The 12,658-nt window shown below is 73.8% G+C and carries 11 protein-coding genes; 7 read left to right on the top strand and 4 right to left on the bottom strand.

Annotation, left to right across the window (positions count from 1 at the left end; genetic code table 11):
• The 3 genes from ACFPZN_RS23645 to ACFPZN_RS23635 form a co-directional block, all read left to right on the top strand.
• On the top strand, nucleotides 1–1,142 hold a 1,142-nt coding region (locus tag ACFPZN_RS23645), incomplete at its 5' end, for a lytic transglycosylase domain-containing protein (protein WP_378284295.1).
• 93 nt (nucleotides 1,143–1,235) lie between these two features.
• Nucleotides 1,236–2,171 (top strand): ferrochelatase, encoded by a 936-nt coding sequence (locus ACFPZN_RS23640; RefSeq protein ID WP_378284294.1) that lies wholly within the window; start codon nucleotides 1,236–1,238, stop codon nucleotides 2,169–2,171.
• A gap of 60 nt (nucleotides 2,172–2,231) precedes the next feature.
• Nucleotides 2,232–3,041 (top strand): inositol monophosphatase family protein, encoded by an 810-nt coding sequence (locus ACFPZN_RS23635; RefSeq protein ID WP_378284292.1) that lies wholly within the window; start codon nucleotides 2,232–2,234, stop codon nucleotides 3,039–3,041.
• A gap of 185 nt (nucleotides 3,042–3,226) precedes the next feature.
• On the opposite strand, the gene ACFPZN_RS23630 is transcribed toward ACFPZN_RS23635, so the two are convergent.
• Entirely contained in the window at nucleotides 3,227–3,403 is a 177-nt protein-coding gene (locus tag ACFPZN_RS23630) for a hypothetical protein (protein ID WP_378284291.1), read from the bottom strand.
• A 304-nt stretch (nucleotides 3,404–3,707) separates the two neighbouring features.
• Here ACFPZN_RS23630 and ACFPZN_RS23625 point away from each other — a divergent pair, with 304 nt between their 5' ends.
• Both ACFPZN_RS23625 and ACFPZN_RS23620 read left to right on the top strand, forming a co-directional pair.
• Entirely contained in the window at nucleotides 3,708–4,361 is a 654-nt protein-coding gene (locus tag ACFPZN_RS23625) for a response regulator transcription factor (protein WP_378284290.1), read from the top strand.
• Nucleotides 4,358–5,776 carry a sensor histidine kinase gene (locus ACFPZN_RS23620; RefSeq protein ID WP_378284289.1) on the top strand — a complete coding sequence of 473 codons (1,419 nt, stop codon included), beginning with the start codon at nucleotides 4,358–4,360 and terminating at the stop codon, nucleotides 5,774–5,776. The genes ACFPZN_RS23625 and ACFPZN_RS23620 overlap by 4 nt, the downstream gene beginning before the upstream one ends.
• Nucleotides 5,777–5,849: 73 nt before the next feature.
• Here ACFPZN_RS23620 and ACFPZN_RS23615 read toward each other — a convergent pair whose 3' ends face one another.
• Together ACFPZN_RS23615 and ACFPZN_RS23610 are read right to left on the bottom strand one after the other, a co-directional pair.
• Entirely contained in the window at nucleotides 5,850–8,579 is a 2,730-nt protein-coding gene (locus tag ACFPZN_RS23615) for an ABC transporter substrate-binding protein (RefSeq protein WP_378284298.1), read from the bottom strand.
• A gap of 76 nt (nucleotides 8,580–8,655) precedes the next feature.
• A complete protein-coding gene (locus ACFPZN_RS23610) occupies nucleotides 8,656–10,341 on the bottom strand; it encodes a serine/threonine-protein kinase (protein ID WP_378284288.1) in 1,686 nt (561 codons plus the stop codon).
• Between the two features lie 537 nt (nucleotides 10,342–10,878).
• Here ACFPZN_RS23610 and ACFPZN_RS23605 point away from each other — a divergent pair.
• Together ACFPZN_RS23605 and ACFPZN_RS23600 are read left to right on the top strand one after the other, a co-directional pair.
• Complete coding sequence (locus ACFPZN_RS23605) at nucleotides 10,879–11,175, top strand: DUF4193 domain-containing protein (protein WP_117404125.1); 297 nt, start codon at nucleotides 10,879–10,881, stop codon at nucleotides 11,173–11,175.
• 12 nt (nucleotides 11,176–11,187) lie between these two features.
• The gene (locus ACFPZN_RS23600; protein WP_378284287.1) at nucleotides 11,188–12,099 is read left to right on the top strand and encodes a hypothetical protein; all 912 of its coding nucleotides are present in this window, start codon (nucleotides 11,188–11,190) and stop codon (nucleotides 12,097–12,099) included.
• A gap of 254 nt (nucleotides 12,100–12,353) precedes the next feature.
• Here ACFPZN_RS23600 and ACFPZN_RS23595 read toward each other — a convergent pair whose 3' ends face one another.
• Entirely contained in the window at nucleotides 12,354–12,641 is a 288-nt protein-coding gene (locus ACFPZN_RS23595) for a DUF4235 domain-containing protein (RefSeq protein WP_378284285.1), read from the bottom strand.
• Between the last annotated feature and the right edge of the window lie 17 nt (nucleotides 12,642–12,658).

Here is a 12,658-nt window from a genome sequence, read left to right as displayed (position 1 = left end):
CCGCCCGGCCGGGACGCCGCACGGGGCCGCGCCGCGCCGTGTTCACGATCGCGCTGCTGATCGCCGGGAGCCTCGGCGGGGGCGCCTACGCCGCCGTCCAGGCCCAGGACGACCGGGACCGCCGCACCGCCGCCCCGCGCGACCGCGACCGGCCCTCCGGCGGCCCCGCCGGGCCGGGCGGCCCGGTGACCAACGTCGCCGACGGCGCCCGGGTCGCCCCGCTGCGCCGGGTCGTGCCGCCGGACGTCCTCGCGGTCGGCGGCGGCCCCATCTCCGCGGCCCAGGTCCAGCGAATCGCCAAGCTCGGCCGGGTCCGGGACGTGATCGCCGTGGCGGGCGGGGCCGTCCAGCTCCAGGGCCGCTCGGTGAACGCCTTCGCGGTCGACCCGTCCACGTTCCGCTCCTGGACGCCGCCGCGCACCGCCAAGGCCGAGGACCTGTGGACGGCGCTGGCCGCCGACCAGTTCGTGGTCTCCGCCACCGCCGCCGAGCAGCTGCGGCTCAGCAAGGGCTTCCCGTACGCGGTGGTGGGCCGCACGATGCCGACCATCATGATGGGCGGCTCGGGGGCGCTGGGCCTGCCGGGCATCGACATGCTCGTCCACCAGAAGACCGGGCGGTCGATGGGCCTGGTCCCCAACATCGCCGTCCTGGTCAACGCGCCGGGCGTCCCGCCCGCCACCACCGTGCGGGCGGTCGGCCGGATCCTCGGACCGGCCGCCAACGTCGTGAACCTGCACGAGCAGCGCTTCCAGTCGCCCGCCAACGGCAGCTACCTCGACCTCTACAAGAGCGCCGCCAAGACGTGCCCCGGCCTGTCCTGGACGGTCCTCGCCGCCATCGGCCAGGTCGAGAGCGACCACGGGCGCAACCCTGGCCGCTCCAGCGCCGGGGCCCTGGGCCCCATGCAGTTCATGCCCGCGACCTGGAAGGCCTACGGCGTGGACGGCGACGGCGACGGCAAGGCCGACATCATGAACCCCTACGACGCCATCCCCGGAGCGGCCCGCTACCTGTGCGCGAACGGGGCTGGCAGGGGAGGCAAGCAGCTCTACCGGGCCGTCTGGCACTACAACCACGCCGACTGGTACGTCCAGAAGGTCCTCGCCCTGGCCAAGGCCTACTCCGACCAGTACCGCTAGAGGCGAGGGAGGCGGGCGCCGGGTGGCGTGATCCTGGCCACCGCGGGCCTTACCCGTGGAGGGGCACGGCGTCCCGGCTGGTTGGATGGAGGCATGAGTGAAGCGGGCACGTACGACGCGTTGCTCCTGGTGTCCTTCGGTGGGCCGGAGGGGCCCGACGACGTGATCCCGTTCCTGGAGAACGTCACCCGGGGACGCGGCATCCCGCGCGAGCGCCTCGAGAAGGTGGGGGAGCACTACCACCTGTTCGGCGGCGTCAGCCCGATCAACCGGCAGTGCCGGGAGCTCAAGGCGGCCATCGAGGCCGACTTCGCCGCGCACGGGCTCGACCTGCCGGTGTACTGGGGCAACCGCAACTGGGATCCGTACCTGGCCGACACCGTGCGGCGGATGACGGCCGACGGCGTCCGGCGCGCGGCGGCGTTCGTGACCTCCGCCTACAGCGGCTACTCGTGCAGCGACCAGTACGTCGAGGACATCGAACGGGCGCGTGCCGAGGTGCCGGGCGCGCCGGAGATCGACAAGCTGCCGGTGTACTGCCTGCGGCCCGGGTTCGCCGACCCGTTCGTGGACGCCGCGCGCCGCGCCCTGGACGAGCTTCCCGAGGACGGCGCCCGCCGCCTGGTCTTCACCGCGCACAGCGTCCCGCTGGCCCAGCCCGGCCGTCCCGACTACGTCGCGGAGCTGGAACGCGTCGCGGAGACCGTCGCCGAGCGCGCCGCGCCCGGCGTCCCGTGGTCGCTGGTCTACCAGAGCCGCAGCGGACCGCCCTCCCAGCCCTGGCTGGAGCCCGACGTGGTCGACCACCTGGACAAGCTGCACGGGGACGGCGTGACGGCGGTCGCGGTGGTGCCGATCGGCTTCGTCTCTGACCACATGGAGGTCAAGTACGACCTCGACGTCGAGGCCGCGAGGCGCGCCGGGGAACTGGGGATGGCCTTCGCCCGCGCCGCGACGCCCCACACCGACCCGCGCTTCGCCGCGCTGCCCCGCGAACTCCTGCTGGAGCACCGCGCCGCCGGCGGCTGACCGGGCGCCGACAGACCGACCGATCGCTTTCAGAACGCCGCGAGCTTGGGGGACCTTGAGATGAGCCTGCCCGACGACCTGCTGGAGCTGGCGGTGGCCACCGCGCGGGAGGCCGGCCGGATGCTGGTCGACAAGCGCCCCGCCGAGGGGCCCGACGTGGTGCAGACCAAGAGCAGCCCCACCGACGTGGTCACCCAGATGGACCAGGCCGCCGAACGCCTGATCATCGAGCGGATCCGCGCGGTCCGTCCCGACGACGGCTTCCTCGGCGAGGAGGGCGGCACCCGGGCCGGGGCCAGCGCGGTCCGGTGGGTGATCGACCCGATCGACGGCACCGTCAACTACCTCTACGACCTGCCCGACTGGGCGGTCAGCATCGCCGCCGAGGTCGACGGCGTCACCGTGGCCGGGGCCGTGGACATGCCCCGGCGCGGCGAGACCTACACCGCGGTGCGGGGCGGCGGTGCCCTGCTGCACACCGCGTCGGGCACCCGCGAGCTGCGCTGCAACGCCGGCGTGCCGCTGGAGCGGGCGCTGGTCGCCACCGGGTTCGGGTACGCCGCCGAGCGCCGCGCCCACCAGGCGCGGGTGCTGACCGGGGTGCTGCCGAACGTCCGCGACATCCGCCGCGGCGGCTCCTGCTGCGTGGACCTGTGCTCGCTGGCCGCGGGACGGGTCGACGCCTACTACGAGCGCGGCGTGCAGGCCTGGGACATCGCGGCGGGCGCGCTGGTCGTGCAGGAGGCGGGCGGGCGGATCGAGGGCCTGGACGGCGCTCCCGCCGGGCCGGAGCTGACCGTCGCGGGCGGGCCGGGCACGTTCGAGGCCCTGCACGCCCTTCTGAAGCCGCTGGAGCCCACCCGCGGCTGAGGGGCCGGGGAGAGGGCCCCGCGCGTCTCAGCGGGCTCTACGGCGTCTTCTGGGATTCTCAGGGATCCGGAGGGTCTTCGCGTTTCCCGGGGATCCGGAGGAGGCTCCCCGGGAGGGGGATCGTCGGGGCGGCCGCGCCGGGCGCTGCGTCCGTCGTGACCGCCCCGTGGATCTGGCGTCCTTGTTCAGTCGCAGCGGGGTGGTTCGACGCCGATATCGTGATTCGCTGCGATCCGGCGCAGTTCCTTGATCTCCTCCTGGCGGATGTCGGCCAGGTAGATGTCGCCGTCGGCGTGGGCGTGGCGCAACGACTCGTACGCGTCGTCGAGTCGCTGCTGGATCGTGCGTGACAGTTCGCCCATGGGCCTCCCTCCGGATCAGGCCCTCCCTACCCAGACCTACGCTGAAGATAAACCTGTTTCTGTCACGTGGCTTTACGGTGATTTTCCGGTGGATTCGCGGTGAGTCGCGAGACCCTCCTGAGCAGGGTCCTTGACGGGAACGTGAACGGCGGCCGCCCCCGGGCGCGACCGCCGGCGACCGGCGGTGGCGGCTTTAGGACGGGGCTTACGGGCGTCTTACGGGCGCCGTGGCATACCTGATCGTGGACGGCTCCGCGCCCCGGGGGGCCGCCGTCCCGGACACCGGACCGATGAGGGGGGCACAGTGCGTGTTCTAGTCGTCGAGGACGAGCGGGTGCTCGCCGACGCGATCGCCACCGGCCTGCGCCGCGAGGCGCTGGCCGTGGACGTCGCCTACGACGGCGCCGGGGCGCTGGAGAGGGCGGGCGTCAACGAGTACGACGTGATCGTCCTCGACCGCGACCTGCCCCGGGTGCACGGCGACGACGTCTGCAAGCAGCTGGTGACGCAGCGCTACCCGGCGCGGATCATCATGCTGACGGCGGCGGGCGAGCTGGACGACAAGGTCGAGGGCCTGTCCATCGGGGCCGACGACTACCTCGCCAAGCCGTTCGCGTTCGCCGAGCTGATCGCCCGGGTGCGCGCGCTGGGCCGGCGCGCCGCGGCGCCGCTGCCGCCGGTGCTGGAGCGGGCGGGGATCACCTTCGACCCGGCCCGCCGGGAGGTGGCCCGCGACGGCCGCGCGATCGAGCTGACCCGCAAGGAGTTCGCGGTGCTGGAGGTGCTGCTGAGCGCGGACGGCGCGGTGGTCAGCTCCGAGCAGCTGCTGGAGAAGGCATGGGACGAGCACATCGACCCGTTCACGAACGTGGTCCGGGTCACGATGATGACGCTGCGCAAGAAGCTGGGCGACCCGCCGGTGATCGAGACGGTGCCGGGCGTGGGGTACCGCCTGTGAGCTCCGATCAGGCCGCCGGCCCCGCCGCCGGGACGGCCGCCGCGCAGGACCCGGCCCAGCCCGCCGAGGGCCCCGCGGCGCGGCGGAACACCGGCCCGGGCGACACCGGCCCCGCCACCACCCCGGGGAACACCGGCCCGGCCGGGGGCGCGGGGGGCGCCGTGCCGCCGCTCGCCGGGGCCACGTCGCTCACGGGGGCGGCGACGAGGCCCGTGCCGGGAGGCCTTGCGCGGGGCAGGGGCGGCGGCCCGCGCGGCGGCGGCCCCGGGATCCGCGCCGACCTGCGCGGCCTGCCCGGCCGGGTCAGCGTGCGGCTGCGGCTCACCGTCCTGTACGGCCTGCTGTTCTTCATGGCCGGGGCACTGCTGCTCTTCGTGACGTACCTGCTGGTGGGGCAGATCCTCGACCAGGTCTTCCCGGAGGGCTACATCATCGTCACCCCGTCCGGCCCGCTCGATCCCGAGGTCCTCAAGGAGCTCACGATGCGGCAGCTGGTCGGGCGGTCGCTGGTGGCGCTGGCCGGGGTCGGGATCATCGCGCTGGTCCTCGGCTACTTCGTCGCCGACCGCGCGCTCAGCCCGCTGCAGCGGGTGACGACCACCGCCCGCCGCCTGTCGGAGAGCACCCTGCACGAGCGGATCGCGCTGGAGGGCCCCGACGACGAGATCAAGGAGCTGGCCGACACCTTCGACGCGATGCTGGAGCGGCTCGGCCAGGCCTTCGACTCCCAGCGCCGCTTCGTCGCCAACGCCTCGCACGAGCTGCGCACCCCGCTGGCGATCAACCGGACGCTGCTGGAGGTGGCGCTGGGCGCCCCGGAGGTCTCCGACGACCTGCGCACGGTCGGCCGCACGCTGCTGGCCACCAACGCCCGCCACGAGCGGCTGATCGAGGGCCTGCTGCTGCTGGCGCGCAGCGAGCGCGAGCTGACCAACCGCACCCCGGTCGACCTGGCCGAGGTCGCCGTCGCCGTGCTGGAGAACTCCGCGCGCCGGGCGGGCGAGCGCGAGCACGAGATCACCGTGCACCAGGAGCTGACCGCGGGCACCACGCTGGGCGACCCGGTGCTGCTGGAGCATCTGGTGTCCAACCTGGTCGACAACGCGGTCAAGCACAACGCCGACGGCGGCGAGGTGTGGGTGCGCACCGGGGTCCTGGAGGGGCTGGCCGCCGTCCAGGTGGAGAACACCGGCCCGGTGGTGCCCGCCTACGAGGTGGAGCGGCTGTTCGAGCCGTTCCGCAGGCTCAACTCCGACCGGGTCGAGTCGGCCAAGGGCGCCGGGCTGGGGCTGTCGATCGTGCGGTCGGTGGTGCTGGCGCACCGCGGGTCCGTGCACGCGGCCCCGCGCCACGGCGGCGGCCTCATCGTGACCGTGCTGCTGCCGCTGGGCCCGCCCCCCGCCGCGGCCTCCTGACGCCTCCCGGGGACGTTTCAGCGCCTTCCATGCCGTCCTCCGGCCCACCGTGCCGCACTGGGCGCCGCCGCGGTCACTTGTACGCGGCGGTGGCCAGCGTGGGGTCTCCGTCGTAGTCCATGCCCAGGCCCACCAGCTTGTCGCTGCGCAGCGCGGCGTTCCCGGTGAAGACGACCGGGATCAGGGCCATCTGGTCGAGGGCGATCCGTTCGGCCTCGCGCAGCCGGCTCGTGCGGGCGGCCTCGTCGGGCATCCCGAGGACCTCGTTCATGATCCGGTCGAACTCGGCGTTGCGCCAGCCCGAGAAATTGGTCTTGCCGTTGTCGGCGGTGGCGGCCTGGTCGCCCGCCAGCAGCGGCCGCATCAGGTTGTGCGCCGAGGGGTAGTCGGCCCGCCAGGCGAAGGTGGCCAGCCCCGAGGCGTCCTTGGAGGTGATCTCCCTGGCGTAGCCGCGGAGGTCGAGCTCGCCGGCCGGCTTCAGCTGCACCGACCAGCCGAGCGTGCGGTTGAGCTGGGCCACCACCATCTCGCCCCAGCGCTTGTGGGTGGCGGTGTTCCGCACGTACAGCGGCACGGTGGTCCCCGGGCCCAGCTTGGCCTCCTGGGCGAGCGCCCTGGCGCGAGCCGGGTCGTGCCTGTCGCACGACGCGCAGGTGCCGGGCTTGCCGAAACCCGCGATGGTGGGCGGGACGATCCCGTTCGCTGCCGGGTACGCGCCGCCGTACAGGCCGCTGCTCAGCGCCGCGCGGTCGAGGGCGTACGACACCGCGAGCCTGGCCTTGTCGGAGGCCATCGGCCCGCGCGCCGTGAGCGGCACCAGGTAGTTGAGGCCCGTCGTGGTCCTGGAGACCATGGACCGGTCGCCGCGGGACGCGCCCAGGTTCGCGGAGTCGAGCGGCGCCCACTGGTACAGCTGCCCCTGGAAACCGGTCCGCCCCTTGATGAGGGCGTCGGAGGACAGGTCGATCACGACCCGGTCGAGCTTGGCCTTGCCGAACGCCCACACGTCGTTGCGGACCAGCGTCACGGTGCGGTCCTTGACGTAGGACTCCACCCTGAACGGCCCGTTGCCGACGGGCTGGTCGTTGTAGGCGCCGTTGTCGGGCGCCCCCGCGCTCTCCGGGACCGGGAAGAGGAGGGGGTCGCCCAGCCGCCGCCCGAACTCGCAGTCGGAGCCGTCGAGGTCGACCTGGAAGCCCGACCCGTACGCCCGCAGCCCGGACATCGTGGAGCTCTTGCGGGACGCGACGTCCTGGAACCCCCTGACCCCGCCGATCAGCAGCGAGGCCAGCCCGTTCTCGGCCTGCGCGGCACGGGTCCAGCCGCGTACGAACGACTCGGGCGTCACCGGCGTCCCGTCGGTGAACTTCGTGCCGGTGCGCACCTCGATCTTCCAGCTCCTGCAGGTGGAGTCGGGCGTGATCGAGGTGGCCAGCCGGTTGCGGACCGTGCCGTCGGGGGCGGTTTCGACCAGCCCGGTGTAGAGCTGCTTGGCCACGATCCGTTCGGTGCCGTACCCGGCGTTGGACGGCGACAGGCCGGTGCTGTCGCTCGAGACGGAGTCCAGGGACATCCTGAGCTGCCCGCCCGTCCTGCCTCCGGGCGTGTCGCGCTCGGGAGCGCCGTCGTCGTCGCCGAGGAGCTGGACGGCGATGACGCTGCCGGCCACGATCAGCGCGACGAGCGCGGCGCTGCCCGCCCCGGCCAGGACGCCGATGCCCCGCTTCTTGCGGCCGCCGGTTTCGTTGGGCCATGTGCCCGGCAGGCCCCACTGCTGCTGGTACGGCCCTGGCGTCGCGGGCGTCCAGGCGTTCGGCTGGGGCTGCGGGAATGGCGCCGGCGCGGGTGGGGGCGGGGACGGCGGGACCGGAGGGGGCGCGCCCGGCACGGAGGCGAGCCGGATGCCGGTGTCGGTCGAGACGACCTCGGCCCCGTGGTTGATGATCGCGGCGGGCTCGGTCTCCGGTGCCCGCGGCCCCGTCCCGCCGCCGGCGCCGCCCGCCTGAGGAAGGCTGCCGGCCAGGTTCAGCAGGTGGATGAGCACCTGCTGCGAGGACGGCCGGTGCGCCGCCTGCTTGTTCAGGCACGCCTGGACGAGCCCGCGCAGCGGCTCGCCCAGCGACCCCAGGTCGGGCGGGAAGTTGAGGATGCGGTGCATGACCGCGGGGATCGAGTCCTGGCCGAACGCGGGCCGCCCGTTCGCCGCGTAGATCATCGTGGCGCCCCAGGCGAAGATGTCCGCCTGCGGCCCGACCGGGCCGCCGGTGATCTGCTCGGGGGCCATGTACGCGGGCGTGCCCACGGCGGTGCTGGACAGCGTGCCGGTGGCGTCCAGCGCACGGGCGATGCCGAAGTCGATGACGCGCGGGCCGTCGGGGGCCAGCAGCACGTTGTGCGGCTTGAAGTCGCGGTGCACCACGCCCGCCTGGTGGATCGCGGCCAGCGCCGTCATGGTGCCGATGGCCAGCCGGTCCAGGTCGGCGCCGGAGCGCGGCCCCTCGTCGGCCAGCACCCGCGACAGCGGCGGCCCGTCGATGTACTCGCTGACGATGTAGGGGCGGTCGCCCTCCACGTCGGAGTCCAGGATGCGGGCGGTGCAGAAGGCCGCGACGCGCTGCGCCACCCGCAGTTCGGCGGCGAAGCGCGCCCGCGCCCGCGCGTCCCCGCTGAGCCGCGCGTGCAGCAGCTTGATCGCCACCCGCCCGCCGGACGGCGTGTCGTCTTCGGGCGGAAGGTCGTCGTCTCCGGGGGGCGGGGACTCCTCGCCGAGGAAGACCGAGCCCTGGCCGCCCTCCCCGAGCAGGCCGATCAGCCGGTACGGCCCCAGCCGATCGACGGTGCCTCACGGCACCGGATCGCCGCCCTGGATCAGTTCTCGATCATCCGGTCTCGATCACGGTCCCGTAGGCCGCGGCCGAGCCGGAGCCCTGGGTCTGCCGCCACTCCCAGCGCATGGTGGTGCCGGTGAAGTTGCTGAAGGTGACGTAGCCGGCCGCGCACTCGGACGGGTCCTGACCGGCCGACGGGGTCTCCCGGTACTCGGCCCGCCCGGCCTGCTCGCTGCCCGACAGCAGGCTCAGGCTCGTCCGGCAGGTCTTGCCGTCGCTGTAGGTGTAGGTGCCGTTGGCGGCGCTGTTGAACATGCCGAAGCGGACCTGGAAGCTCGTACGGCCCGTCCCGGCGCCGGGCTGGAACCCGGTGCCCCTGTAGATGCCGCTGACGCCGCGGTCGGAGGCGCTCGACCCGCTGGTCGGGCGGTCGGACGGCGGCGTGTAGACCGGCGTCGGCACGGACGGGAGGGTGTAGGGCGGGTCGTCGTCATCGCCGCCGCTCGCCAGCGCGACGACCACGATCACCACGATCACCAGGACCGCCAGCACGGCGCACCCGATGCCCGCGATGACCGGGCCGTTGGACGAGGACCGCTGCTGCGGCGGCGGCCCCGGGTAGGGCGGCCGCGGACCGGGCGGCATGCCGCCCTGCTGCATCGGCATCGGCATCGGCGGCGGTGGCGTCGCCCCCTGCTGGTACATCGGCATCGGGGGCGGCGTGATCGGCTGCGGCGGCGGGGTGTTGGGGCCCGGGCCCTGGTGCATCGGCATCGGGGGCGGCGTGATGGGCTGCGGCGGCGGGGCGTGCTGCGGCGCGGGCGGCACCCGCGGCGGCGCCGGCATCTGCGCGGCGATCCGGGTGCCCTGGTTGAGCAGGTCCTCCTGGCCGGCCGAGGGGTTGGACGGGGCCGCCCCGACGGAGCCGAGCAGGTGCAGCAGCAGTTGCGCGGCCGGCGGGCGCAGGCCCGCGTCCTTGGACAGGCAGCGGCCGATCATGTCGCGCAGCGGCCCGGGGGGCAGCGCGGACAGGTCCGGCTCCTCGTTGAGGATCCGGTTGATGATCACCGGCAGGGTGTCGGCCTCGAACGGCGACTGCCCGGTGCCGGCGAACACCATCGTGGCGCCCCAGGCGAAGATGTCGACCGCGGGCGTCAGCGGCGCCCCGGTCAGCTGCTCGGGTGCCAGGTAGCCGGGGGTGCCCACGACCATGCCGGTCGCGGTGACCGCGCTCTCCTGCGAGTTGACCGTGCGGGCGATGCCGAAGTCGACCACCCGCGGCCCGTCGGAGGCCAGCATGACGTTGTTGGGCTTGAAGTCGCGGTGGACGATCCCGGCCTCGTGGATGGCGGCCAGGGCGGTGACCGTGCCGATCGCCAGCCGCTCCAGCTCGGCGGCCCCGCGCGGGCCGTTGTGGGCGACCACGTCGTGCAGCGACGGGCCGTCGATGAACTCGCTGACGACGTAGGGCTGGTCGCCGTGCAGGTCGGCCTCGTACACCCGGGCGGTGCAGAACGGCTCGACCTTCTGCGCCGCGTTCACCTCACGGGTGAACCGGGCGCGCGCGGCCGGGTCGCTCGCCATCTGGGCGTGCAGCAGTTTGACGGCGACGTACTGGCCGCCCGGCGCCTTGCCGAGGAAGACCGCGCCCTGCCCGCCCGCGCCGAGCCGCCCGACGACCTCGTACTGACCCAGTGCCCGGGGATCGCCTGGCTCCAGCGGAGCGGCATCCGGCATTCTGATCCTCCCGTGACCCGCAGTGATGTCCCGCGATGATTCGGTATTGGTTACTAGCTGGTAATGATCCGGTGTTGTCGCCGTCCCCCGACGGTCGCCGGTCTCCGCCGGTTCCGCCCGCCCGCGGGGCCGCCTCCTCACGCCTCAGGCGGGCACGATATCGCGTAACTTCAGACGTTTCACCGCGGCGTCCGGTTCGCCTCCGCCCGGATCGGTTCCGCTCGATGGCCACCCGCGGCCGGGTCGGCGCGCACGAGGCCGCCGGGACCGGTATGATCCCCGCCGCCGCGGGATGCCCGGGTGGGCGTCTCGGCCCTGATCAACGTCGTGACGGCCGTCCGCTTCTGTGACATGCGCCACACCGGCGAGAGAGGGTCCAGGTGATCGGTGTCACCACAGGGACCCGTCGCGCCTCGTGTGTCGCACGCCACCGCCCGTGACAGAATTTCCCGCCCGGATCGGGCACAAGAACGGCCCCCCGTGCGTTAGATCCGCGCGACGGGGCGCATAAAGCACTGAGGGGGATGGAGATAGAAGATGGCGACCGACTACGACAGCCCGCGTAAGACGGACGACGACCTCAGCGAGGACAGCCTCCAGGAGCTCCAGGCCCGGCGGGCCGACAAGGCCGCGAGCATCATCGACGAGGACCTGGACGCCGGCGAGGTGGCCGAGCTGCCGGGCGCCGACCTGTCGAACGAGGAGCTGACCTTCCGGGTCGTCCCGCGCCAGGCCGACGAGTTCACCTGCACCCGCTGCTTCCTGGTGCACCACCGCAGCCAGCTGGCCACGGAGAAGAACGGCCAGCCGGTCTGCCGCGAATGCGCCGCCTGAGAGGCGCCGCAGGTGACGGGAGAACTCGAACGCCACGAGGACGACCGAGGCGCGGACAACGAGCACGAAGGGCACGGTGACCTCCTGCCGGAGAGCGCCGACGGCTCCGCCGAGATCGGCGAGCTGATCGGGCGCCTCTCCGGCGGGGAGGACATGGACCGCGAGACCCGCGGCCGCCTGCTGGGGCGGCTGGCCCGGCTGCTGGGCCAGTCCGCCCGCAGGGCGGGGGCCGTGGGCATCGCGCGGGGGCGCTGGCTGGCCGATCTGATGGTCGCGGCGGCGCCGCACATCCCCGTCCGGGACGTGCAGACCCTCAGCGCGCACCACCGCGGGCTGACCGGCGAGGAGCTGGCCGACAGCGTGGTGCGGGTGGCGACCAACACCACCACCGCCGTGGGCGCGGCCGCCGGCACGCTGGCGGCCGCGCAGTTCGCCGCCCCGCCGCTGCTGCTGACCACCCCCGCCCAGCTGGCGGCCGAGACCCTGGTGGTCGCGGCCATCGAGGTCAAGATGATCGCCGAGCTGCACGAGGTGTACGGGGTGCGCGTCGACGGCTCGGGCGCCACGCGGGGCGCCGCGTTCGTCACCTCCTGGGCCCGTCAGCGCGGCATCAACCCGCTGGAGGCGGGCTCGTTCACCAGCGCGCTGGGCTCGGCGGCCAAGTCGGCCCTGCGCAAGCGGCTGCTGACCGCGTTCGGCAAGAACATGACCATGCTCGGGCCGTTCCTGACCGGGGCCGCCGCCGGCGCCGTGCTGAACCGCACCGCCACCAAGGGCCTCGCCGCGGCCGTCCGCAAGGACCTGGCCGCCGACCTGCTGACCCCGGCGCCGCTGGCCAGGCCGCATCCCTTGCCCGGGCCGCCGCATCCGAAGCCGGCCCTGGAGTCCGGCAAGCCGCGCAAGTTCCGACGTAAACGCCCGTAACGGCCGCGACACCGGTCGACGCTCAGGCCGCGGGCGCGTTCATCCCCTGCCCGCCCGCGCCATGGTCACCCGGCCGTCCGGTCCCGGCCCCGGTCCCCGTCCAGCCTTCGCAGACCCCGGCCCGCTCTCCCCGTCCGGCCCCTGACGCCCGTCCCCTTGGCGCCCGTCCTTTGGGGCTCCGCCGTCGAGGGGGCATCGTGGCCGGTCCCTTCGCGTGTACGGGACCGACCACGACCGGGAAGGGAAGGGGTGCCTCAGACCTCGGTCTTGAGGTGCGAGGGCAGTTCCCCGGTCCCCTTCGCCCACTGCTTCGCCGCCGCCCGGGTGGCCAGCAACCGGGCCAGCTCCATGCCGATGCCCATCACCACGACCCAGCCGATCGCCTCTTTCAGCTCGACCTCGGGCGACTCGGGATTGGTCGGCGGCTCCTTGCCGGTGCTCTTCTTCCAGGCGAATGCGATCGCCTTCTTGGCGACGAAACCGCCCGCGAAGGCCGCGGCACCGGCCATCACCCGCCAGCCCAGGTCGCCTCTGTCCGCCATGATCGTCCTTCCGTCGT

This window comes from Actinomadura rugatobispora (assembly GCF_042656285.1).
Classification (GTDB): domain Bacteria; phylum Actinomycetota; class Actinomycetes; order Streptosporangiales; family Streptosporangiaceae; genus Spirillospora; species Spirillospora rugatobispora.
Note: the sequence above shows the minus strand (reverse complement) of the source record. Positions and strands in the feature narration are given on the sequence as shown.

Bases quoted from the DNA above. Each gene is read 5' to 3' on its own strand.
- ACFPZN_RS23640 (WP_378284294.1), top strand. From the start codon at position 1,236: ATGAGTGAAGCGGGCACGTACGACGCGTTGCTCCTGGTGTCCTTCGGT.
- ACFPZN_RS23635 (WP_378284292.1), top strand. From the start codon at position 2,232: ATGAGCCTGCCCGACGACCTGCTGGAGCTGGCGGTGGCCACCGCGCGG.
- ACFPZN_RS23630 (WP_378284291.1), bottom strand. From the start codon at position 3,403: ATGGGCGAACTGTCACGCACGATCCAGCAGCGACTCGACGACGCGTAC.
- ACFPZN_RS23610 (WP_378284288.1), bottom strand. From the start codon at position 10,341: ATGCCGGATGCCGCTCCGCTGGAGCCAGGCGATCCCCGGGCACTGGGT.
- ACFPZN_RS23605 (WP_117404125.1), top strand. From the start codon at position 10,879: ATGGCGACCGACTACGACAGCCCGCGTAAGACGGACGACGACCTCAGC.
- ACFPZN_RS23595 (WP_378284285.1), bottom strand. From the start codon at position 12,641: ATGGCGGACAGAGGCGACCTGGGCTGGCGGGTGATGGCCGGTGCCGCG.